25 protein-coding genes are annotated in these 22,321 nt (G+C 67.8%); 9 read left to right on the top strand and 16 right to left on the bottom strand.

Going from position 1 to position 22,321, the window contains the following annotated elements:
• The 3 genes from kdoO to AC07OX_RS19570 all read left to right on the top strand — a co-directional run bounded on the left by kdoO (position 1) and on the right by AC07OX_RS19570 (position 1,841).
• Positions 1-870, top strand: coding sequence for a Kdo hydroxylase KdoO (gene kdoO, locus AC07OX_RS19580; RefSeq protein ID WP_495261611.1), 870 nt, complete (start codon positions 1-3; stop codon positions 868-870).
• Between the two features lie 66 nt (positions 871-936).
• Positions 937-1,413: a transcription elongation factor GreA gene (greA, locus tag AC07OX_RS19575; RefSeq protein ID WP_056518766.1), complete on the top strand. Its 477-nt coding sequence runs from the start codon at positions 937-939 to the stop codon at positions 1,411-1,413.
• A 5-nt stretch (positions 1,414-1,418) separates the two neighbouring features.
• Positions 1,419-1,841, top strand: a complete 423-nt coding sequence (locus tag AC07OX_RS19570) for a DUF4149 domain-containing protein (RefSeq protein WP_139704608.1) — start codon at positions 1,419-1,421, stop codon at positions 1,839-1,841.
• Between the two features lie 37 nt (positions 1,842-1,878).
• Here the strand turns inward: AC07OX_RS19570 and AC07OX_RS19565 are convergent, their stop codons facing one another.
• Together AC07OX_RS19565 and AC07OX_RS19560 are read right to left on the bottom strand one after the other, a co-directional pair.
• The gene (locus AC07OX_RS19565; protein ID WP_167395020.1) at positions 1,879-2,598 is read right to left on the bottom strand and encodes a glycosyltransferase; all 720 of its coding nucleotides are present in this window, start codon (positions 2,596-2,598) and stop codon (positions 1,879-1,881) included.
• 41 nt (positions 2,599-2,639) lie between these two features.
• Entirely contained in the window at positions 2,640-3,119 is a 480-nt protein-coding gene (locus tag AC07OX_RS19560; protein WP_062471564.1) for a YhbY family RNA-binding protein, read from the bottom strand.
• 33 nt (positions 3,120-3,152) lie between these two features.
• On the opposite strand from AC07OX_RS19560, the gene AC07OX_RS19555 reads away from it, so the two are divergent.
• From AC07OX_RS19555 to AC07OX_RS19535, 5 genes are all read left to right on the top strand, one after another.
• The gene (locus AC07OX_RS19555; RefSeq protein WP_095947720.1) at positions 3,153-3,821 is read left to right on the top strand and encodes an RlmE family RNA methyltransferase; all 669 of its coding nucleotides are present in this window, start codon (positions 3,153-3,155) and stop codon (positions 3,819-3,821) included.
• 166 nt (positions 3,822-3,987) lie between these two features.
• Positions 3,988-5,904 (top strand): ATP-dependent zinc metalloprotease FtsH, encoded by a 1,917-nt coding sequence (ftsH, locus tag AC07OX_RS19550; RefSeq protein ID WP_062471558.1) that lies wholly within the window; start codon positions 3,988-3,990, stop codon positions 5,902-5,904.
• Positions 5,905-6,019: 115 nt separating this feature from the next.
• Positions 6,020-6,832, top strand: coding sequence for a dihydropteroate synthase (folP, locus tag AC07OX_RS19545; protein ID WP_495261610.1), 813 nt, complete (start codon positions 6,020-6,022; stop codon positions 6,830-6,832).
• A complete protein-coding gene (glmM, locus tag AC07OX_RS19540; RefSeq protein ID WP_447743853.1) occupies positions 6,829-8,166 on the top strand; it encodes a phosphoglucosamine mutase in 1,338 nt (445 codons plus the stop codon). The genes folP and glmM overlap by 4 nt, the downstream gene beginning before the upstream one ends.
• On the top strand, positions 8,163-8,657 hold the full coding sequence (locus AC07OX_RS19535) for a GNAT family N-acetyltransferase (protein ID WP_495261609.1): 495 nt from the start codon (positions 8,163-8,165) through the stop codon (positions 8,655-8,657). The genes glmM and AC07OX_RS19535 overlap by 4 nt, the downstream gene beginning before the upstream one ends.
• 103 nt (positions 8,658-8,760) lie before the next feature.
• Here AC07OX_RS19535 and AC07OX_RS19530 read toward each other — a convergent pair whose 3' ends face one another.
• The 9 genes from AC07OX_RS19530 to lexA all read right to left on the bottom strand — a co-directional run bounded on the left by AC07OX_RS19530 (position 8,761) and on the right by lexA (position 17,954).
• The gene (locus tag AC07OX_RS19530; RefSeq protein ID WP_062471546.1) at positions 8,761-10,038 is read right to left on the bottom strand and encodes an acyl-CoA dehydrogenase family protein; all 1,278 of its coding nucleotides are present in this window, start codon (positions 10,036-10,038) and stop codon (positions 8,761-8,763) included.
• Between the two features lie 34 nt (positions 10,039-10,072).
• Positions 10,073-11,179 carry a phosphotransferase gene (locus AC07OX_RS19525; protein ID WP_139706561.1) on the bottom strand — a complete coding sequence of 369 codons (1,107 nt, stop codon included), beginning with the start codon at positions 11,177-11,179 and terminating at the stop codon, positions 10,073-10,075.
• Between the two features lie 10 nt (positions 11,180-11,189).
• On the bottom strand, positions 11,190-11,909 hold the full coding sequence (locus AC07OX_RS19520; protein ID WP_056581250.1) for a Crp/Fnr family transcriptional regulator: 720 nt from the start codon (positions 11,907-11,909) through the stop codon (positions 11,190-11,192).
• A gap of 60 nt (positions 11,910-11,969) precedes the next feature.
• On the bottom strand, positions 11,970-12,749 hold the full coding sequence (locus tag AC07OX_RS19515) for an oxepin-CoA hydrolase, alternative type (protein ID WP_070060542.1): 780 nt from the start codon (positions 12,747-12,749) through the stop codon (positions 11,970-11,972).
• A gap of 11 nt (positions 12,750-12,760) precedes the next feature.
• Positions 12,761-14,281, bottom strand: coding sequence for a 3-hydroxyacyl-CoA dehydrogenase (locus tag AC07OX_RS19510; RefSeq protein ID WP_495261608.1), 1,521 nt, complete (start codon positions 14,279-14,281; stop codon positions 12,761-12,763).
• Between the two features lie 133 nt (positions 14,282-14,414).
• Positions 14,415-15,575 (bottom strand): MFS transporter, encoded by a 1,161-nt coding sequence (locus AC07OX_RS19505; protein WP_095745201.1) that lies wholly within the window; start codon positions 15,573-15,575, stop codon positions 14,415-14,417.
• A 4-nt stretch (positions 15,576-15,579) separates the two neighbouring features.
• A complete protein-coding gene (locus AC07OX_RS19500; RefSeq protein WP_062471528.1) occupies positions 15,580-16,587 on the bottom strand; it encodes a D-2-hydroxyacid dehydrogenase family protein in 1,008 nt (335 codons plus the stop codon).
• 158 nt (positions 16,588-16,745) lie between these two features.
• Positions 16,746-17,126, bottom strand: a complete 381-nt coding sequence (locus tag AC07OX_RS19495) for a hypothetical protein (protein WP_495261607.1) — start codon at positions 17,124-17,126, stop codon at positions 16,746-16,748.
• A 144-nt stretch (positions 17,127-17,270) separates the two neighbouring features.
• Positions 17,271-17,954: a transcriptional repressor LexA gene (gene lexA / locus AC07OX_RS19490; RefSeq protein WP_062471522.1), complete on the bottom strand. Its 684-nt coding sequence runs from the start codon at positions 17,952-17,954 to the stop codon at positions 17,271-17,273.
• Between the two features lie 73 nt (positions 17,955-18,027).
• On the opposite strand from lexA, the gene AC07OX_RS19485 reads away from it, so the two are divergent.
• Positions 18,028-19,014, top strand: coding sequence for an asparaginase (locus AC07OX_RS19485; RefSeq protein WP_495261606.1), 987 nt, complete (start codon positions 18,028-18,030; stop codon positions 19,012-19,014).
• 30 nt (positions 19,015-19,044) lie between these two features.
• Here the strand turns inward: AC07OX_RS19485 and adk are convergent, their stop codons facing one another.
• The 5 genes from adk to AC07OX_RS19460 form a co-directional block, all read right to left on the bottom strand.
• Complete coding sequence (gene adk / locus AC07OX_RS19480; protein WP_495261605.1) at positions 19,045-19,701, bottom strand: adenylate kinase; 657 nt, start codon at positions 19,699-19,701, stop codon at positions 19,045-19,047.
• Between the two features lie 135 nt (positions 19,702-19,836).
• Entirely contained in the window at positions 19,837-20,610 is a 774-nt protein-coding gene (kdsB, locus tag AC07OX_RS19475) for a 3-deoxy-manno-octulosonate cytidylyltransferase (RefSeq protein ID WP_495261604.1), read from the bottom strand.
• Positions 20,607-20,789, bottom strand: coding sequence for a Trm112 family protein (locus AC07OX_RS19470; RefSeq protein WP_013541700.1), 183 nt, complete (start codon positions 20,787-20,789; stop codon positions 20,607-20,609). Before AC07OX_RS19470 ends, kdsB begins: the two co-directional genes overlap by 4 nt.
• The gene (lpxK, locus tag AC07OX_RS19465) at positions 20,770-21,765 is read right to left on the bottom strand and encodes a tetraacyldisaccharide 4'-kinase (protein WP_495261603.1); all 996 of its coding nucleotides are present in this window, start codon (positions 21,763-21,765) and stop codon (positions 20,770-20,772) included. Before lpxK ends, AC07OX_RS19470 begins: the two co-directional genes overlap by 20 nt.
• Positions 21,766-22,191: an ExbD/TolR family protein gene (locus AC07OX_RS19460; protein ID WP_062471507.1), complete on the bottom strand. Its 426-nt coding sequence runs from the start codon at positions 22,189-22,191 to the stop codon at positions 21,766-21,768. It lies immediately after the preceding gene.
• Positions 22,192-22,321: the final 130 nt, after the last annotated feature.

Raw genomic sequence — 22,321 nt, 5'->3', positions numbered from 1 at the left:
ATGGAAACGCAGCTGGTCGAACTGGACCTCGCGGACTGGAACGCGGCCACGCCCAACGAGGCGTGGATTGCGGAACTGGAAACCGGCAAGGTGCTGTACTTCCCGCGGCTGGGCTTCGAGCTGCTGCCTGAAGAGCGCAGCCTGCTGACGCCCAGCCTGCTGTCGCCCGACGTGCGCAACATCAGCCTCGACGCCCACGGCAAGCTCAAGGGCGCCGTCGGTGACGAGGCGGTGCAGCGCGCTGCGGCGGCGATGGTGAAGCGTTTTCGCACGCAGGCTCAGCAGCTCATCCATGGGCTGCTGCCGCACTACACGCCGGCCCTGCGCCTGGCGCCGACCAGCTACCGGCCGGCCCAGGTCGAGACACGCGTGCAGTCGTGGCGCGCCGACGACCGGCGCCTGCACGTCGATGCATTCCCGTCGCGTCCCAACTACGGCGAGCGCATCCTGCGCGTGTTCACCAACGTCAATCCCGACGGCGCACCGCGCGTGTGGCGCGTGGGCGAGCCTTTCGAGGACATCGCCAAGCGCTTCCTGCCGCGGGCCAAGCCCTATGCGCGCTGGCAAGCTAAGTTGCTGCAGGCGCTGCACGTCACCAAGTCGTTCCGCAGCGAGTACGACCACCTGATGCTGCAGCTGCACGACGGCATGAAGTCGGACATGGCGTACCAGGAAAACTCGCCGCAGGAAACGGCCAAGTTCCCGCCGGGTTCGGTGTGGGTGTGCTTCTCGGACCAGACCTCGCACGCCGTGATGGCGGGCCAGTACATGCTCGAGCAGACCCTTCATCTGGCCGCATCGAAGCAATACAATCCCGAATCGAGCCCGCTCGCCATCCTGAGCCGGCTGACCGGACGCACACTCGTCTGATCAATTCCCTCAATCGACCGCCGAACGGCAGCGTTCGGCGGTTTCGCTTTATGGAGAACCAACAACATGGCCACCATTCCGATCACTAAGCGCGGCGCTGAAAAACTGCGTGCCGAACTGCACCAGCTCAAGACGGTCGACCGTCCCTGGGTCATCAACGCAATTTCCGAGGCACGCGCCCAGGGCGACCTGAGCGAAAACGCCGAATACGAAGTCGCCAAGGACCGCCAGGGCTTCATCGAAGGCCGCATCCAGGAAGTCGAAGGCAAGCTCTCGGCCGCGCAGATCATCGACCCGAGCGAGCTCGATGCCGGCGGCAAGGTGGTGTTCGGCTCGACCGTCGAACTCGAAGAAGAAGAGTCGGGCGATGCCGTCAAGTACCAGATCGTGGGCGAAGACGAAGCCGACCTGAAGCTCGGCCTGATCAACATCTCCAGCCCGATCGCACGCGCGCTGATCGGCAAGGAAGAGGGCGACACGGCCGAAGTGCAGGCGCCGGGCGGCCTCAAGCGCTACGAGATCGTGGCGGTCCGCTACCTCTGAGCCGGATGAAAGACCGCGTCGCGCTGATGCTGGCGGCCCTTTGGTGGGGCAGCCTCAGCACCATCGGTTTCCTGGTGGTGCCGATGCTGTTCGCCAGGCTCGGCAACCCGGCGGTGGCCGGCAATTTCGCCGCCCAGCTGTTCGAGGCGCAAAGCTGGATCGCCATCGGCTGCGGACTGATCCTGCTGATCCATTTCCGCCAGAAGGCCGACGATGGCATGACCGGGCCGGTGTTGACTGCGATTTTCCTGGTGCTGGCGGCGTTGCTGCTGGCGCTGTTGCAGCAGTACGCCGTGGCGCCGCGCATCGTGGCGCGCGACAACCTCAAGCTGTGGCACGCCGTGGGCACCGGCATGTACTTCGTTCAGTGGGCCTGCGCCGGCACGTTGCTGTGGCGCATGGGCGGCGCCGCTCGGGCGCCACGCTGAACCGGGGCGGCGACACGCATCGCCGCCGCCTCCGGCTTTACTCTTTCCAGTGCTTGGCGACCCAGCTCGCCGGCCGGATGTAGCGGAAGGCGCGGTTGCGCCGTCCCGCCAGCGCATCGGGCGGGTTGCACTCGCCGTGGAACACCATCACACGGGCGCCTTCGGGCACGAAGGGCTCTTCCCAGTAGTTGGTCGGCCAGGTCGGGATGCCGTGGTACTTGAAGCTCGGGCACCAGGCCGCCGGCCAGTAGGCCAGCTTGCCCTGCTTGTGCAGCACGTCCGACAGGTAGGCCTGTTCGTTGCGGTATTCGGCCTGCACCTTGTCCATGTTGGCGCGGAAGTACGCCAGCACGTCGGCATGGGCGCCCAGCTCGAAGCGGTAGACCGATGAATTGCCCGTGATCCGCTCGCGCCGCCAGGGGCGGGCGTAGTCGTGAATGATCAGGAATTCGCCGGGTTGCTCGAAGAAGGCGTCCAGGCTGCCGACGATCACCACGTCGACGTCCAGGAAGAGGGCGGTGCCGCGCAGGCCGTGCAGGTCCTGCTCGAAGGTCGTGAGCTTCTTCCAGGCGCCGTCGCGCTGGCCCGGGGCCAGCTGGAGGTTGAGCGGCGGAATGGGCAGGCACGTCACTTCGGGGCGGATGCCGTTGCCGTCGTCGGTCAGGCAGACGAACTTGAAGTCGCCGCTGAGGTGGCGGCGCACCATGGCGTAGAGCCGGTTGACGTACTCGGGGCCGTACTTGGTACCCCACTTCATGCAGAGGATATGGCGCTGGGCGCCTTGCGCTGCCACCAAGTTCAGTCCGCCTGGTTGCGTTTCTTGGCCGACAGCGGGCGCTTGGCCTTGGCGCGCTTGATGGTGCCGCCAGGGGTCAGGCGCTGGTTGCCGAGCACGCGCAGGGTCTTGATTTCGGGGCGTTGGCCGCCGCGCTTGCTGTACTTGACGATCTTCACGTCGCGCGGGCCGGGCATGCGGTCTTCGTCGATCACACGCTCTTTTTCGGGCTTCGGGCGCCACAGCACGAGCAGCTTGCCGATGTGCTGGATCGGGGCGGCGTCGAGCTCGTCGGCGAGCTCCTGGAGCATGGCGTCACGGGCGAGGCGGTCGTCGGAGAAGACGCGCACCTTGATCAGGCCATGGGCCTTCAGGGCCGCGTCGGCCTCCTTTTTTACGGCAGGGGTGAGCCCGTCTCCACCGACCATGACGATCGGATCCAGGTGGTGAGCTTCGGCGCGGTGCACCTTGCGCTCGGCAGGGGTAAGTTGAATGGCGGGCATCCCCGTATTATCGACGCGTACACGAACACCCTCATGAGCACCAAAGCCAAAAGCAAAAAAGTCAACAAGGCGTGGCTTCACGACCACATCAACGACCCCTACGTGAAGCTCGCGACCAGAGAGGGCTACCGCGCCCGCGCGGCTTACAAGCTCAAGGAAATCGACGAGTCGCTCGGGCTGGTCAAGCCCGGCCAGCTGGTGGTCGACCTGGGTTCGACCCCGGGCGCCTGGAGCCAGTACCTGCGGCGGCGCATGTCGCCCGGCGGGGCGGCGGTCGGCGATCTCAACGGCACCATCATCTCGCTCGACCTGCTGCCTATGGAGCCCATCGAGGGCGTGACCTTCCTGCAGGGCGACTTCCGCGAGGACGCGCTGCTGGCGCAGCTGCTGGCGGTGCTGGACGGCCGCAAGGCCGACCTGGTGGTGTCCGATATGGCGCCCAACCTGTCGGGCATCCATTCGGCCGACGCTGCCCGGGTGGCGCACCTGATCGAGCTGGCCATCGACTTCGCCCAGCACCACATGAAGCCCGAAGGGGCATTGGTGGCGAAGGTGTTCCACGGCAGCGGGTACGACGAATTGGTCAAGATGTTCAAGGCCAATTTCCGCGTCGTGAAGCCGCTCAAGCCCAAGGCATCGCGCGACAAATCGGCCGAGACCTTCCTCATCGGCAGGGGATTGAAGGCGCTCGATACGCATTGATACCTTGCCGTGGGGTGCCCTCCAGGGGCGCAAACCCTTGTCAGCCTATGGCTGCTATAGGGAAATGTCCGCTTTTCGCAGCTTGAAAAGCCTAAAATGGGGCGCAATTGCGTACCCTCAGCGCGTATTTCATATTCCCGTCACGCGCTTTCGACTGGAGCTTCGTTTGAACAATCAGTGGTTTTCCAAAGTTGCCGTATGGCTCGTCATTGCCATGGTGTTGTTCACTGTGTTCAAGCAGTTCGACACCCGCGGTGGCGTCGGCTCGGGAACGGTGAGCTATTCCGAGTTCCTGGACCAGGTCCGCAACAACCAGATCAAGAGCGCCATCATTCCTGAAGGCGCCGGCGGCGGCGAGATCGTCGCCGTCACCAACGACGATCGCAAGATCCGCACGACCGCCACGGTCCTCGACCGCGGCCTCGTGGGCGACCTGATCGACCACAACGTCAAGTTCGACGTCAAGCCGCGCGAAGAGGGCTCGCTCCTCATGACCCTGCTGGTCAGCTGGGGCCCGATGCTGCTGCTGATCGGCGTGTGGATCTACTTCATGCGCCAGATGCAGGGCGGCGGCAAGGGCGGGGCGTTCAGCTTCGGCAAGAGCAAGGCCCGCATGATGGACGAGAACAACAACACGGTCACTTTCGCCGACGTCGCAGGCTGCGACGAGGCCAAGGAAGAAGTCCGTGAAGTCGTCGACTTCCTCAAAGACCCGCAGCGCTTCCAGAAGCTCGGCGGCCGCATTCCGCGCGGCCTGCTGCTGGTCGGCCCTCCGGGCACCGGCAAGACGCTGCTGGCCAAGTCGATCGCCGGCGAAGCCAAGGTGCCGTTCTTCTCGATCTCGGGTTCCGACTTCGTAGAAATGTTCGTCGGTGTGGGCGCGGCCCGCGTGCGCGACATGTTCGAGAACGCCAAGAAGAACGCGCCTTGCATCATCTTCATCGACGAAATCGATGCGGTGGGTCGTCAGCGCGGCGCCGGCCTCGGCGGCGGCAACGACGAGCGCGAACAAACCTTGAACCAGATGCTGGTCGAGATGGACGGCTTCGAAACCAACCTCGGCGTGATCGTCGTGGCTGCCACCAACCGTCCCGACATCCTTGACGCCGCTCTGCTGCGCCCCGGCCGTTTCGACCGTCAGGTGTACGTCACGCTGCCGGACATCCGCGGCCGCGAGCAGATCCTGGCCGTCCACATGCGCAAGGTCCCGCTGGGCCAGGACGTGAACCCGAGCGTGATCGCCCGCGGCACGCCCGGCATGTCGGGCGCCGACCTGGCCAACCTGTGCAACGAAGCCGCCCTGATGGCCGCCCGCCGCAATGCGCGCGTGGTCGAGATGCAGGACTTCGAGAAGGCCAAGGACAAGATCTTCATGGGCCCCGAGCGCAAGAGCATGGTCATGCCCGAGGAAGAGCGCCGCAACACGGCCTACCACGAGTCCGGCCACGCCCTCATCGGCAAGCTGCTGCCCAAGTGCGACCCGGTCCACAAGGTCACGATCATTCCGCGTGGCCGCGCCCTCGGCGTGACCATGAGCCTGCCGTCGCAGGACCGCTACAGCTACGACCGCGAGTACATGCTGAACCAGATCAGCATGCTGTTCGGTGGCCGCATCGCCGAAGAAGTGTTCATGCACCAGATGACCACCGGCGCCAGCAACGACTTCGAGCGCGCGACCTCCATCGCCCGCGACATGGTCACGCGCTACGGCATGACCGACGCGCTGGGCCCGATGGTCTATGCCGAGAACGAAGGCGAAGTGTTCCTGGGCCGCTCGGTCACCAAGACGACCAACATGAGCGAACAGACCATGGAAAAGGTCGACGGCGAGGTGCGCCGCATCATCGACGAGCAGTACGCCCTGGCGCGCCGCCTCATCGAAGAGAACAGCGACAAGATGCACGCCATGGCCAAGGCGCTGCTCGAATGGGAAACCATCGACAGCGAACAGCTCGACGACATCATGGCCGGCCGTGCACCGCGTCCGCCCAAGGACTGGACGCCGCGCATCCCGCCTTCGGGCAGCGGCGGCAGTGGTGGCACGCCGGCCGTCAATCCTGACCCGGCGCCGACCGCCGCTTGAGGTGGGCTTGAAATCAAGCAACAACGGGGCCCCTGGCCCCGTTTTCCATGGTGAGCCAGATGGTGCGGTTTGGCAGACCTCGCGTTTCAGGATTGATCTCGCGCAGCCGCGCGTGATGGGCATCGTCAACGTCACGCCCGATTCCTTCTCCGACGGCGGCGCGCACGCGTCGACCGAGACCGCGCTGAAGCACTGCGAGCAGCTGCTGAAGGACGGCGCCGACATCCTCGACATCGGCGGTGAATCGACCCGCCCCGGCAGTCCCGCCGTGCCGCTGGACGCCGAGCTGGCGCGCGTGCTGCCCGTGGTGCGCGAAGCGGTGAAGCTGAACGTGCCGCTGTCCATCGACACCTACAAGCCCGAGGTGATGCGCGCCGTGCTCGACCTGGGCGCGGACATCGTCAACGACATCTGGGCCCTGCGCCAGCCCGGCGCGCGCGAGGCCGTGGCGGCGCACCCGACCTGCGGCATCTGCCTGATGCACATGCATCGCGACCCGCAGACCATGCAGACGCTGCCGATGCAGGGCGACGTGATTCCCGAGGTGCTGGCTTTCTGGGACGCACAACTGGCGCCCCTGATGGCGCTGGGTATCGACCCTGCGCGCATCACGCTCGATCCGGGCGTCGGTTTCGGCAAGAGCGTGGCGCAGAACTTCGCGCTCCTCGGTCGACAGCGGGAATTGTTGGCAACCGGTTACCCCTTGTTGCTAGGTTGGTCCCGCAAGTCCTCCATCGGGGCCGTCACCGGCATCGACAATGCATCCGGGCGTACCGTGCCCAGCGTGGCAGCCGCCGTGCTGGCCGTGGACCGCGGTGCGGCGGTCGTGCGGGTGCACGACGTACGCGACACCGTCGCCGCCCTCGCCGTATGGCGTGCCATGCGCGCGGAGGCACCGCAAGAACACCTTCAAAGAGCAACAACATGACCCGTAAGTATTTCGGCACCGACGGCATCCGCGGCACGGTCGGCCAATCGCCCATCACCCCCGATTTCGTGCTGCGTCTCGCGCACGCCGTCGGCCGCGTGCTCAAGAAAACCCAGGCCCGTCCCACCGTGCTGATCGGCAAGGACACCCGCATCTCGGGCTACATGCTCGAGTCGGCGCTCGAGTCGGGCTTCAACTCCGCCGGCGTCGACGTGGTGCTGCTCGGTCCGCTGCCCACGCCGGGCGTGGCCTACCTCACGCGCGCCCAGCGCGCCAGCCTGGGCGTGGTGATCAGCGCCAGCCACAACGCCTTTCCCGACAACGGCATCAAGTTCTTCAGCGCGCAGGGCACCAAGCTCGACGACGCCTGGGAGCTGGCCGTCGAGGCCGCGCTCGAGGAAGAGCCCGTCTGGGTGGATTCGGCCAATCTGGGCAAGGCCCGCCGCCTCAACGACGCGGACGGCCGCTACATCGAGTTCTGCAAGAGCACTTTCGCCAACGACCTGTCGCTGCGCGGCATGAAGCTGGTGGTCGATGCGGCCCACGGCGCGGCCTACCAGGTGGCGCCGAACGTGTTCCACGAACTGGGCGCGGACGTCACCAGCATCGGCTGCGCGCCCGACGGGCTCAACATCAACAAGGGCTTCGGCGCCACGCATCCCGAGGCACTGGTCGCCACCGTGACGGCGCAGAAGGCCGATTACGGCATCGCGCTGGATGGCGACGCCGACCGGCTGCAGCTGGTCGACGCCAGCGGCCGCCTGTTCAACGGCGACGAGCTGCTGTACCTGATGGTGGCCGAACGCGTCGCGCGCGGCGAGAAGCCGGCGGGCGTGGTCGGTACGCTCATGACCAACAAGGCCGTCGAGATGGCCCTGCGTGCGCAGGACATCGAGTTCGTGCGCGCCAAGGTCGGCGACCGCTACGTGCTCGAGGAGCTCGACAAGCGTGGCTGGCTGCTCGGCGGCGAGGGCTCCGGCCACCTGCTGGCGCTCGATCGCCACACCACGGGCGACGGCATCGTCAGCGCGCTGCAGGTGCTGCAGGCCTGCGTGCGCAGCGGCAAGACGGTGGCGCAGCTGCTCGAAGGCGTCACGCTGTTCCCGCAGACGCTCATCAACGTGCGCCTCGCGCCCGACCAGGACTGGAAGAGCAACCAGGCGCTCGCCAGCGAAACCAAGCGCATCGAGGCCGAGTTGGGCGATGCGGGCCGCGTGCTGATCCGTGCGAGTGGCACCGAGCCGCTGGTGCGCGTGATGGTCGAGGCGCGCGATCCAAAGCAGTCGCAGTCTTGCGCTGAGCGCCTCGCAGCCACGCTCAAGCCCGCCGCATGACGACGGCGAACCGCATCGAAACCCGCCTCGCCGACTACCGCGATCCGCTGCAGGCGGCGGCGGTGGTCGAGCTGCTCGACAGCTACGCGCGCGACCCGGCCGGCGGCGGCACGCCGTTGCCCGCGTCGGTGCGCGAAGGCCTGCCCGCCGCGCTGGCGGCGCGGCCGCAGGCGTTCAGCGTGCTGGCTTTCGACGGCGACACGCCCGTGGGCCTGATCAACTGCATCGAGGGTTTTTCGACCTTCGCCTGCCAGCCGTTGGTCAACGTGCACGACGTGGTCGTGCGCGCCAGCCACCGTGGTCAGCGCGTGGCGCAACAGATGTTCGCGCAGGTCGAGCAGGAAGCCCGTCGGCGCGGCGCCTGCAAGCTCACGCTCGAAGTGCTGTCGGGCAATGCGCCCGCGCTGCGCAGCTACGAGCGCGAGGGTTTCGTCAGCTACCAGCTCGATCCGGAATTCGGCCACGCCGTCTTCCTGCAGAAGAAGCTCTGACCGAATGCGGTAAATAAAAATGCCGCCGACGCGCAAGGCGTAGGCGGCATGGCCAGATCGGAAAGAGAAGGGCGCGGCGATCGCGCCCTTTCTTTTGTCTGGATCAGAAGCGCGTGACAGGCGCGTCGGCGGTGGCACCCGACTTGTCGGCGGCGTACTTGCCCAGCTCCCACTTGGCGATCGCGTTGCGGTGCACTTCGTCCGGACCGTCGGCAAAGCGCAGCGTGCGCGCCTGCGCATAGGCCGAGGCCAGCGGGAAGTCGTCGCACATGCCGCCGCCGCCATGGACCTGCATGGCCCAGTCGATGACCTGGCAGGCCATGGTGGGCGCCACCACCTTGATCATGGCGATCTCGGTGCGCGCGACCTTGTTGCCGGCCACGTCCATCAGCCAGGCGGCCTTCAGCGTGAGCAGGCGGGCCATGTCGATCTTGCAGCGCGCTTCGGCGATGCGTTCCTGCGTGACGGTCTGCGAGGCGACGGTCTTGCCGAAGGCCACGCGCGACGAGGCGCGCTTGCACATCAGCTCGAGCGCGCGCTCGGCCAGGCCGATCAGGCGCATGCAGTGGTGGATGCGTCCGGGGCCAAGGCGACCCTGGGCGATCTCGAAGCCGCGGCCTTCGCCCAGCAGGATGTTGCCCACGGGCACGCGCACGTTCTCGAAGTACATCTCGACGTGGCCGTGCGGCGCGTCGTCGTAGCCCATCACGTTCAGCGGGCGCACGATGCGGATGCCCTTGGCATCGGCCGGCACGATGACCATGCTCTGCTGCGAGTGCTTGGGCGCTTCGGGATCGGTCTTGCCCATGGTGACGAACACGGCGCAGCGCGGATCGGCGGCACCGGAGATCCACCACTTGTGGCCGTTGATGACGTACTCGTCGCCCTGGCGCTCGATGCGCGTGGCGATGTTGGTGGCATCGCTGGAGGCGACGTCGGGTTCGGTCATCGCGAAGGCCGAGCGGATCTGGCCTTCGAGCAGCGGCTTGAGCCAGCGCGCCTTGATCTCTTCCGAGCCGTAGCGGGCGATGGTTTCCATGTTGCCGGTGTCGGGCGCCGAGCAGTTGAAGGCTTCGGAGGCCCATGGCACCCGGCCCATGATCTCGGCCAGCGGGGCGTATTCCTGATTGGTCAGGCCCGCACCCTCATAGCCCGAGGCCGAGGCGCTGTCGACTGGCAGGAACAGGTTCCACAGGCCTTGTGCCTTGGCCTTGGCCTTGAGCTTCTCGACGGTCTGCAGGGCGCTCCAGCGCTTGCCGGCGACCGTGTTGGCGGCCAGTTCGGCGCTGTACTCGGCTTCGGCCGGGTAGATGTGGTCTTCCATGAAGGCGAGAACGCGCTTCTGAAGCTCCTTGGTTTTGGCCGAATATTCGAAATCCATGCTGTCTCCTGGTGGGGTTAAGGGGGAGGGCTGGCTATGCCTTTTGGGCAAATTGCCAGGCCATCTCGGCCATCGGCCGTGCGCCACGGGCGGACGCCACGGCTTGCTCGCTCGATGCGGTACCGGCTTCGACGCGTTTCGCAATGCCCTGCAGGATGGCGGCCATGCGAAACAGGTTGTAGGCCTGGTAGAAATTCCAGTCGGGCGCCAGCGCCTCGGGCGTGCTGATGCGCGTGCGCTCGCAATAGCGGGCGATGTATTCGCTCTCGGTGGGAATGCCCAGCGCAGCCACGTCCACGCCGCCGATGCCGCGGCCGGTGGTGGGGGGCATGTGCCACGACATGCAGTGGTAGCTGAAGTCGGCCAGCGGGTGGCCCAGCGTGGAGAGTTCCCAGTCGAGCACCGCGATGATGCGCGGCTCGGTGGCGTGGAACATCACGTTGTCCAGGCGGTAGTCGCCATGCACGATCGAGACCTTGCTTTCGTCGCGTGCGCTCGCCGGCATGTGGGCGGGCAGCCAGTCGATCAGGCGCTCCATGGCTTCGATGGGCTGCGACAGTTCGCCGGCGCCGTCGGCCGAGGCCTTGTACTGCTTGCTCCAGCGGCCGATCTGGCGCTCGAAGTAGTTGCCGGGCTTGCCGTAGTCGCCCAGGCCGCGGGCGGCGAAGTCGACAGTGTGCAGCGCCGCGATGACGCGGTTCATCTCGTCGTAGTAGGCGGCGCGTTCGGCGTTGCTGAAGCCGGGCAGCGACTGGTCCCACAGCACGCGGCCCTGCATGAACTCCATGATGTAGAAGGCGCGCCCGATGATGGACTCGTCTTCGCACAGGCAGTACATGCGCGGCACGGGCACGTCGGTGCCCTGCAGGCCGCGCATCACCTTGTATTCGCGCTCGACCGCATGGGCCGAAGGCAGCAGCTTGGCGACCGGGCCGGGCTTGGCGCGCATCACGTAGCTCTGCGTGGGCGTGACGAGCTTGTAGGTCGGGTTCGACTGACCGCCCTTGAACATCTCGACCGTCAGCGGACCCTGGAAGCCCTCGAGGTTCTTTTCGAGCCAGGCCGCAAGCGCGTCCACGTCGAAGGTGTGCTGTTGGGACACCGCGCGGGTGCCGATGAAACTGGAGAAGTCCTGGCTCATGTCGATTCTTTTAGTTGTCTGCTACGGAGATTTGCATCAGCGCCGAGCGGTCCAGCACGACCAGTCCGGCCGGCTCGATCCGGATGGTGCCCTCGCGCTCCATCGTCTTGAGTTCCTGGTTGACCCGCTGGCGCGAGGCGCCGAGCAGCTGCGCGAGTTCTTCCTGCGCCAGTTGCAGGCCGATGCGCGTCTGGCTGCCGTCGTCCAGGCTGGGCACGCCGTAGCTGCGCACCAGATGAATGAGCTGCTTGGCCAGGCGTGCGCGCAAGGGCAGGGTGTTGAGGTCTTCCACCAGCCCGAACAGCGTGCGGATGCGGCGTGCCTGCAGCCGCATCAGCGCTTCGTACAGTTCGACGTGCGTGGCCAGAATCTTCTGGAAGTCGGCCCGCGCCACGCACAGCACGGTGGTGTCGCCGTGCGAGTACGTGTCGTGCGTGCGCCGTTCCCCGTCGAACATCGCCACGTCGCCGAACCAGATGCCCGGTTCGACGTAGGTCAGCGTCACCTGCTTGCCCGACACCGCGGTCGAGCTCACGCGCAATGCCCCCTTGGCACAGGCGATCCAGTGCTCGGGCGGGTCGCCGCGCGCGGCGAGCAGGTCGCCGTCCTTGTAGCGTTTGACAAAGGCGCATCGGAGGATGTCGTGCCGTAGTGATGGAGATAGGGAAGAAAACCAGCGACCACTGTTGATCGCTTCACGTTCTTCGATGGTAAGAATGGGGTCGTCCATGGTCTGTCCTCTCGGCGACTGAAAAGCTGTGGGGTGTCTCGGGAGCGACGCCGTGAGGCGTCACTCGTAGCGAGGCGGTGTCTTGTCGAGGAACGCGGCGATGCCGATGCCCGCGTTCGCGTGGTGCAGGTTGCGCACGAAATGATCGCGCTCCTGCGATAGCTGCGACGCCAGTGTGGCGCCGCGCGCGTCGCTCAGCAGCTCCTTGATGCTGGCCAGCGAATTCGGTGCGCGCGCGTTCAGGCGCGTGGCCAGGGCCATCGCGCCCGCCAGCGCCTGCCCGCTGTCGGTGAGCTCGTTGACGAGGCCGAAGGCATGCAGGCGCGCGGCCTCGATGCGCTCGCCGTTCATCAGCCATTCGCTCGCCAGCTGGCGCGGCAGCGCCTGCCCGAGGTGCCAGCTGAGGCCGCCGTCGGGCGACAGCGCCACGTTGCTGTACGAGGCGGCGAACACGGCGTCGCGCGCGGCCACGACGAAGTCGCAGGCCAGCGCGAGCGAGAAGCCGGCGCCGGCCGCCGCGCCCTCGACGGCCGCGATGACCGGCTTGGGGAAGGTGCGGATCGAGTCGATCCAGTTGTGCAGGCCTTCGATGCTCTCGGCCTGCACCGAGCGGTCGAGCTGGCGGTTGGCCAGCAGCCGCTGCAGCGAGCCACCGGCGCAGAACCAGGCGCCTTCGCCCACGATGACGACGCTGCGGATCTCGTCGCTGCTCTCGGCGCCGTTCAGCGCCTCGATGCCGGCGGCATAGATCTCGGGGCCCAGCGCATTGCGCTGGGTCGGGTTGACGATGGTCAGCACCATGGTGCTGCCTTCGCTGGTGCTCTTGAGTTCGGCGGTCATGGTGTGCGTGCTTATTCTTCTTCGTGCAGCAGGCTCAGGCCCAGCGCGCCGCGGCGGCGCAGCCACGGGCTCGGGCGATAGCGCGGGTCGCCGTACACGGTCTGCAGGTTGAACAGCACTTCGAGCATGTTGGTCGGCCCGTAGAGGTTGCCCATGGCGAGCGGGCCGCGCGGATAGCCCAGGCCCAGCTGCACGGCGGTCTCGAGGTCGGCCGGCGTGCACACGCGCTGCTGGCACATGTCGGCGGCGATGTTGACGATGGCGCCGATCACGCGCTGCGTGACGAAGCCGCCGCTGTCGCGGATCACGCTCACGGCCTTGCCGTCGCGCGCGAAGAGGGCGTGCGCGGCGTCGCGCACGTCGCGGCGCGTGGCCGGGTTGGTGGCGAGCACGCGGCGCTTGGTGGCGGCGTCGTCGACCAGCATGTCGATGCCGACGGTGCGCGTGGCGTCCAACCGCTCGACCGCCGCGACCGTCGTCACGTCGAAGCCCAGCGGCGCGACCAGGATGATCGACTGCGGTGCGGGAGCGCTGCCGCTGTCGATCTGCGCACCCAGCGTGTTCACCAGGCGCAGCAGCTCGGCGCGGCGCGCGGCGCGCGGCGACACCCAGACCGCGGGCGTGCCTTCGATCACCGGCGCCGGCGCCTCGGGCGTCTGCTGCATCACGCCGTTGTCGTAGCGGTAGAAGCCTTCGCCGGTCTTGCGGCCGAGTGCGCCAGCGGCCAGGCGCTGCGCGGTGATCACGCTGGGACGGAAGCGCGGCTCTTCGAAGTACTGGTGGTAGATCGATTCCATCACCGGGTGCGACACGTCGAGCGCCGTGAGGTCGAGCAGCTCGAACGGGCCGAGGCGAAAGCCGGCCTGGTCCTTCAGGATGCGGTCGATGGTGGCGAAGTCGGCCACGCCTTCGCCGACGATGCGCAGCGCCTCGGTGCCGTAGCCGCGGCCCGCGTGGTTGACGATGAAGCCGGGCGTGTCCTGCGCCTGCACGGCGCTGTGGCCCATCTGCGTGGCATAGCCGGCCAGCTTCTGGCAGACCTCGGGCGAGGTCTTGAAGCCCGCCACCACCTCGACCACCTTCATCAGCGGCACGGGGTTGAAGAAGTGGAAGCCCGCGAAGCGCGCGGGGTGCTGCAGGCCCGCCGCGATGGCGGTGACCGACAGCGACGAGGTGTTGGTGACCAGCGTGGCCGTGGGCGCGACCACGTCCTCGAGCTCGCGAAACAGCGTGCGCTTGACCTCGAGGTTCTCGACCACGGCCTCGACCACGAGGTCGCAGCCTGCGAGCGCCTGCATGCCGTCGACCGCCTTCACGCGCGCCGCGTAGGCGTCGCGCGTGGGGGCGTCGATCTTGCCCTTCTCGTGCAGCTTGTTCCATTGGGCGGCGAGGGCTTCGCGGCCGCGCTCGGCGGCACCGGCGAAGCTGTCGAGCAGCAGCACTTCGCTGCCGGCCTGGGCGGCGATCTGCGCGATGCCGCGCCCCATGGCGCCGGCGCCGATCACGCCGATTCGGGGGTAGTTCACTGTCATGGGATCAAGGTTCTCATGGGTTGGTGGGTGTCCGGGGCGGCCGCGTCGGCGCGGGTGCGCGACACGGACGAAAGCTCCGATTTTGCAATCTCGCGGGAGACCCGCGCCCCGGGTGTTACGCGGGGCATCGGAATCAGGCCGGGCGGCGGCTGCGGTCGATGGCGATGCTCAGGCCCATGGCCAGCAGCATCAGTGCAAAACCGACCCGGCTCATCCACTCGGTGGCGTCGTTCGCCAGCAGCCAGCCGCCCAGCGCCGCGCCCAGGGCCTGGCCGATGTAGATGCCCGAGCTGTTGAGCGCCACCGAGCCCGGCGCCAGGGCGGGCGCCAGCCCCACGAGGCGCGCCTGCTGCGAGGAGTTGGTGGCAAAGCAGCCCAGACCCCAGGGCACGAGCACCACCGCGAGCCACGCCAGCGTGCTGGCCAGCGGCCACAGCAGCAGGCTCAGCGCGATCAGCCCGGTCGTCAACAGCACCATGCGCCCGGCGCCGACGCGATCGATGTAGCGGCTCACCACCATGTTGCCCAACAGGCCGAAGGCGCCGAACAGCGCCCACATCAGGCTCAGCGTGTTGGCGTCGGCGCCGAAGCCCTGCTTGAGCAGCGGGCCGAAATAGCTGAACAGCACGAACTGGCCGACGCCCTGCAGGGCCGTGACCGACACGATGCCCATCAGCACCGGGCTGCGCAGCACCCGCGACCAGGCGGCGGCCGTGAGCGCGGCGGGCCGGATGCCGCTGGGCAGTGTGAGCCAGACCGAGGCCGCGCTCACCACGCTGAGCGCCGCGATGGCCATGAAGGCCATGCGCCAGCCCAGGTGGCCACCGATCAGCGCGCCGATCGGCAGGCCCAGCACCGAGGCCACCGACCAGCCGAGAAAGACGAAGGTGACGGCGCGCCCGCGCTGCTCGGGCGCCACCAGCATGCCGGCGCAGGCCGCGGCCTGGGGCGTGAAGATGGCGGGCGCGATCACCGTCAGCATGCGCACCGGCAGCAGCGCGCCGAAGCTGGGCACGAGCGCCGCAACCACGTGCCACGCGGCGTACCAGAGCAGGGTGAGGGCCAGCAGCTTGCGGCGGTCCCAGCCAGCGACGGCGGCGGCCAGCAGCGGGGCGCCCAGGCACATCACGAAGGCGGCCGCGCTGATCAGCTGACCCGCTGTGGCGACCTGGATGGCCAGCGAGGCGCTGATTTCATTGAGGGTGCCCGGCACGACCATCACGCCCGTGCCGATCACGAAATTGCCGGCCAGCAGCGCCCAGAGCGCGCCTCGCTGCGGCGCGGGCCGGCTCATGCGTTCACCGCCGGACCTGCAGCGCGCCGGGATTCACGATGTTCGTGGGGTTGCCCTTGATGAAGCTCACGACGTTGTCGAACGCCTGGCCGAAGTAGCTTTCGTAGCTTTCCTGCTCGACATAGCCGATGTGCGGCGTGCAGATGCAGTTTTCGAGGCGCAGCAGCGCATGGCCCTGCAGCGGCGGTTCGCTCTCGAACACGTCGATGGCCGCCAGCCCGGGGCGCCCGCGGTTGAGCGCGGCCAGCAGGGCATCGGCTTCCACCAGCTCGGCGCGCGAAGTGTTGACGAACAGCGCCGTCGGCTTCATGCGCGAGAGGTCTTCGAGCTTGACGAGGCCCTGGGTGTCCTCGTTGAGCCGCAGGTGCACCGACAGCACGTCGGCGGCCGCAAAGAATTCGTGGCGGTTCTGTGCCACCTGGAAGCCGTCGGAGCGCGCCTTGGCGCAGCTGGCCTCGCGGCCCCAGATCACGACCTGCATGCCGAAGGCCTGCCCGTAGCGGGCCACCAGCTGGCCGATGCGGCCGTAGCCCCAGATGCACAGCGTCTTGCCCTTGAGCACCGAGCCCACGCCGAAATTCGGCGGCATCGATGCCGACTTGAGGCCCGACTGCTGCCAGGCCCCGTGCTTGAGGTTGCTGATGTACTGCGGCAGGCGGCGCATGGCCGCCATGATCAGCGCCCAGGTGAGTTCGGCGGGCGCCTGCGGCGAGCCCGAGCCCTCGGCCACCGCCACACCGCGTTCGGTACAGGCCGTGACGTCGATGTGGCCGCCGACGCGACCGGTCTGGGAAATCAGCTTGAGCTTGGGCAGCTTCTCGATGAGCTGGCGGGAGATCTGGCTGCGCTCGCGGATGAGCACGATGACGTCCGCATCCTTGAGGCGAACCGACAGTTGGCCGATGCCCTTGACCGTGTTGGTGTAGACCTTGGCGGCGTAAGCGTCCAGCTTGGCAGCGCACTGCAGCTTGCGCACGGCGTCCTGGTAGTCGTCGAGGATCACAATGTTCATGGCATGCCATTGTGCCTCGCAGCATCGGCACGTCGCACGTGTGAACGTTTGGATACCCCGCGCCAGATGGCGCCCGGGAGGCCTGTTTCAGACCGTTAGGGGTGAATCCGTCGTGCGCGTGCGGGGTGCGCAGGCACGACGGGCTCGTTCGCACCTTCTCAGTGCAGGTGGCTGGGGCGGGGTGCGCCGCTGCCGGCTTCTGCGGCTTCCAGTGCGGCGAGCCGGTCGAGTTCGGCGCACACGTCGGCCATGCGGCCGGAAATCACGACCCGGTTGGCGCAGCCGCGCTGCGAGCCTTGGCGGTCGACCACGCGGACCACGCGCAGCGGACGGGCGGGCGTGGCGGCGGACGGTGACGCGGCCGGCGCCGGGCTGCCAGCGGTGCGCGCCGTGCAGGCCGGGCGAATGGCCACGTAGCGCAGGCCAGCGGCAGCGTCGCCGCTCTCACCGTGCGACGGGCGGCGGGCGGGCATCCAGCGGGTGGCCAGCGATTGCAGGGGCGACCAGAGGTCGGCGATGGCGAGGAGGGCGATTCCCATGTGAACTCCAAAAAAGTATGAGGTTGAACACAGGCAGGATTTCTTGAATCGGCCACGACAGGGTGATGGCGACTTCGCGCCATACGCCCGCCACCTGTCGCGGCCGGATGAGGTGCTGCTGCGTGTGGGCAGCAGGCCCGGGGCCTACATCAGCATCGTGTTGCGGATGAGGCCGACCGCGAGGCCTTCGATCTCGAAGGGCTCGCCGGGCTGGACGATGATGGTCGGGTAGTCGGGGTTCTCGGCGTGCAGTTCGATCACCTGCTTGTTGCGCTTCAGGCGCTTCACGGTGACTTCTTCGCCCAGGCGTGCCACCACGATCTGGCCGTTGCGCGCTTCCTTCGTGGCCTGCACGGCAAGCAGGTCGCCGTCCATGATGCCGGCGTCGCGCATCGACATGCCGCGCACCTTGAGCAGGTAGTCGGGCTGGCGCTGGAAGAGCGTGTTCTCGACGTAGTAGGTCTGGTCGACGTGCTCTTGCGCAAGGATGGGCGAACCCGCCGCCACGCGGCCGATGAGCGGCAGCGCGAGCTGGGCCATGCCGGGCAGCGAGAGCGAGAACTGGTTGCCTTCGCGGTGGCGCGTTTCGTGGAGCGAGCGCAGCGCATCGCCCTTGAGGCGGATGCCACGCGAAGTGCCGCTGACGAGTTCGATGACGCCCTTGCGGGCCAGGGCCTGCAGGTGCTCCTCGGCGGCGTTGGCCGACTTGAAGCCCAGCTCGTTGGCGATTTCGGCGCGCGTGGGCGGCGCACCGGTGCGTGCGATGGCGCCCTGGATCAGGTCCAGGATCTGCTGCTGGCGGGCGGTAAGCTTCACTGCGAACTGCATAGTGGTTTCCTTGCGGCACTGGCTAGATATCCAGTACCTGTATTTTTAACCAGTTTTCAAAAGTTGACAAGCCATGACTCATTCCTCTTCGTCCGAGACGCGCCGCGTGGTCGTGCTGGGCACCGGCGGCACCATTGCCGGCAAGGCCGCCAGCAGCGGCGACAACATCGGCTACACCGCCGGACAGGTGGGCGTGGCGGACCTGCTGGGCGGCATCGAGGCGCCGGCCGGCGTGACGCTGGTGGCGGAGCAGGTCGCGCAGCTCGACAGTAAGGACATGGACGCCGACACCTGGCGCCAGCTGGCCGCGCGCTGCGCGCACTGGCTGGCGAAGCCTGATGTGGCCGGCATCGTGGTCACCCACGGCACCGACACGCTGGAAGAGACCGCCTTCTTCCTGCACGCCGTGCTCTCGCCGGCCAAGCCGGTGGTGCTGACCTGCGCGATGCGCCCGGCCACGGCCCTGTCGCCTGACGGTCCGCAGAATGTCCGCGACGCACTCGCTGTGGCCTCGACGCCCGGCGCACGGGGCGTGACGGTGGTGTGTGCGGGCACGATCCACAGCGGCCTCGATGTGCAGAAGGTGCACACCTACCGCCTTGATGCCTTCGCGTCGGGCGACGCGGGGCCGGTCGGCTATGTGGAAGAGGGCGAGGTGCGGCGCGTGCGTGCGTGGCCGCAGGGCGCGCCGTTCGATGCGGCGCGGCTGGAGGCGGTATCGAAGCCGTGGCCCCGCGTCGAGATCGTCATGAGCCACGCGGGCGCGAGCGGTGCGATCGTGGAGGCGTTGCTGCTCCCGTCGGCTGAGCCCTTGCGCGGGCTGGTCGTGGCCACGACTGGCAACGGCACCGTGCACCATGCACTGGAAGCCGCGGCGTTGAAGGCGCAGGACGGCGGTGTCTCCGTGCTGCGCGCCACGCGCTGTGCGAACGGACGCATCCTGCCGAAACCCGGTGACGGGCTGCGGGATGCGGGCGCACTCACGCCGGTGAAGGCGCGGGTTGCGCTGGTGCTGGAACTCTTGGGAGTGGCCGCCCTCCCGGAATCGGAGGGCGGCTAGGAGAAAGAGGCTGACGAATCAGCCTCTGAATCAGCTGTTCAGTGCGGCAAGCGCGCGCTGCGTGATCTCGTCGACCGTGCCCACGCCCTGGATGGCGCGGTACTTCGGCGCGGCGGCTGGGTCGGTCTTGGCCCAGGCCGAGTAGTAGTCGACCAGCGGACGGGTCTGCTGGCTGTAGACGTCGAGCCGCTTGCGCACGGTCTCTTCCTTGTCGTCTTCGCGCTGGATCAGCTCTTCACCGGTCACGTCATCCTTGCCTTCCACCTTCGGCGGATTGAACTTGACGTGGTAGGTGCGGCCCGATGCCGGGTGCGAGCGGCGGCCGCTCATGCGTTCGATGATGTCGCCGAAGGGCACGTCGATCTCGAGCACGTAGTCGAGCTTGACGCCGGCTGCCTTCATGGCGTCGGCCTGCGGAATGGTGCGTGGGAAGCCGTCGAACAGGAAACCGCCGTTGCAGTCGGACTGCGCGATGCGTTCCTTCACGAGGTTGATGATCAGGTCGTCGCTGACCAGTGCACCCGAATCCATGATCGTCTTGGCCTGCAGCCCGAGGGGGGTGCCTGCCTTGACCGCGGCGCGCAACATGTCGCCGGTCGAGATTTGGGGGATGCCGTATTTCTGGCAGATGAAGGTCGCTTGCGTGCCTTTGCCTGCTCCGGGCGCGCCCAGCAAAATAAGTCTCATGGTGTCCTCGGAAGGTTCTTAGATTTTGTGTCGCGCCCCATGCGCACCCTCAGGCGCGCCGAGGCGGAATTGCATCGAGGATAGCATGCGTCCCCGTGACAAATTGCCGCCGTCTCCCTCGGGGCGGCCTGCAGCTCACGCAGGCGAGCCGGCCGCGAAGACGGCGCGCACGCGTGCCAGGTCTTCGGGCGTGTCGATCCCGGGGCCCGGTGCCACATCGCTCACATGCACCGCGATGCGGTGTCCGTGCCACAGCGCGCGCAACTGTTCGAGCGCCTCGGTGGCTTCGACAGGGGCGGGTGACAGCAATGGAAATTGCCGCACGAAGCCTGCGCGATAGCCGTAGATGCCGATGTGGCGCAGCGGTGCGGGGCTGGGCAGCACCGACGGCGCCGCACCACCCGACGAGCCGTCGCGCCACCAGGGGATCGGCGCGCGGCTGAAATAGAGCGCATGGCCTTGCGCATCGAGCACGGCCTTCACCACGTTCGGGTTCATGAAGTCGGCCAGCGAGTCGATCGCGTGGACGGCGGTGCTCATCGCGGCCTGCGGGCGCGCGCCCAGCGTGGCGGCAACGGCGTCGATCAGCGCGGGGTCGATCAGCGGCTCGTCGCCCTGCACGTTGACGACGATCGCGTCACCGTCGAGCCCGAGCTGTTCGCAGGCTTCGGCCAGCCGGTCGGTGCCGCTGGGGTGGTCCTGGCGGGTGAGCAGGGCCTCGATACCATGCGCCTTGCAGGCGTCGATGATGGTGGCGTCGTCGCCGGCCACCACCACGCGGGCGGCGCCAGACTGGCGGGCACGCTGTGCCACGCGCACGACCATCGGCAGGCCGGCGATGTCGGCCAGCGGTTTGTTGGGAAGTCGCGTCGAAGCCAGCCGGGCCGGCACCAGAACGGTGAAGCTCACAGGCCCAGCTCTTCGTCGGACAGCGTGCGGGCCTCGTTCTCGAGCAGCACCGGGATGCCGTCGCGCACCGGGTAGGCCAGGCGCGCGCTGCGCGAGCAGAGTTCCTGCTTCTCGGCGTTCCAGGTCAGCGGGCCCTTGGTGACGGGGCAGACGAGCAGTTCAAGCAGCTTGGTATCCATCGAGCGATGATAGCTTCGCGTCGAGGGCGGCGAAGAACGCCGGCGAGGGTTCGAAGTGCAGTGGCACGGCGAGCGCGTCGGGCGCCTGCTGCCAGAGCTTGACGGCGTCTTTTTCCGTGCAGACGAGGGGCAGGGCGGGGTCGGCCGGGCGTTGCCAGCCAGTGAAATCGTGGTGGTCAGGCAGCGCGAGGGTGTCTGCGAGCGTCAGGCCGCGTGCGCGCAGCATCGTGAAGAAGGCCTCTGGCCGTGCAATGGCAGCGAGCGCGATCACGGGCTGGCCGGCGAGCGTGTCGAGCGGGATGCGCCGGCCGTCCTTCGCGAAGGCGTACGGCGCCAGCTCGCGGGTGGCGGTGTAGCCCTCGGCGAAGGCGGGCCGCTCGCCGCTGTGCAGCAACAGGTCGCAATGGCGTGGCCACGGCTCGCGCAGGGGGCCGGCCGGCAGCAGCCAGCCGTTGCCGACACCGCGGTCATCGAACACGCAGATCTCGATGTCGCGCGCCAGCGCCAGATGCTGCAGGCCGTCGTCGCTGACGATGACCTGCGTGGCCGGGTGCTGCTCGAGCAGGGCGCGTGCGGCCTCGATGCGCTGCCGGGCCACGAAGACGGGCGCGCCGGTGGCGTGGTGGATCAGCGCGGGTTCGTCGCCGACGTCCTGCGGATCGCTGTCGGCCCGGACTTCACGGCAGTCGTCGGTGCGGCGGCCGTAGCCGCGCGACACCACACCCACCCGCAGGCCGCGCGCCTGAAGATGGCGCACGACGGCCATCACGACCGGTGTCTTGCCGGCTCCACCCGCAATCACATTGCCGACCACGATCACGGGTACCGGCACGCGTCCGGTTTTCTGCCAGCCCCATCGATAGAAGGCGCGCCGCAGCGCGAAGAGGGCGCCGTAGACCTGCGACAGCGGCCACAGCAGGCAGGCCAGCGCACCGCGGCGCAGCCAGGCGTCCTGCAGCCGCGCGCCGGTCGACACTCAGTGACCGGCCTGGGCCGTCGACTGGGCGGCGAAGGTGATCTGCATCAGGCCGGCGCGGCGCGCGGCCTCCATCACCGTCACCACGGCCTGGTGCGGGCTGGCGGCGTCGGCGCTGATGATCACGACGCTGTCCTTGCCACCGGTGGCGGCAGCACCGAGCGCGGCGGCCACGGTGTCGACGCTGCGGTCCGCTAGCGGCGATTTGTTGATCACGTAGCGGCCGTCGGCCGACACCGCCACGATCACCTCTTTCGGGTAGTCGCGCTGGGCGTCGACGTCCGCCGTCGGCAGCCGCAGCTGCATCTCGGTGAACTTGCTGTAGGTGGTCGACAGCATCAGGAAGATCAGCACGACCAGCAGCACGTCGATGAACGGGATCAGATTGATCTCCGGCTCGTCGCGCGCGCCGTGGCGAAACTGCATGCGGCCCCGAGTCATAGGCTCACCCCCAGGCTGCGCGCACTTCGTGTCGCTACGCCAACCCCCTTCCGGGGGCGACACCTGCGGCCCGGCGAAGCCGGTTCCGCGGTGTCCCTGGTGTGGCGGCCGTCGG

It is taken from the genome of Variovorax sp. GW821-FHT09D07, assembly GCF_059416345.1.
The sequence above is the reverse complement of the archived record's forward strand: the minus strand, read 5'-3'. Positions and strand labels throughout refer to the sequence as shown.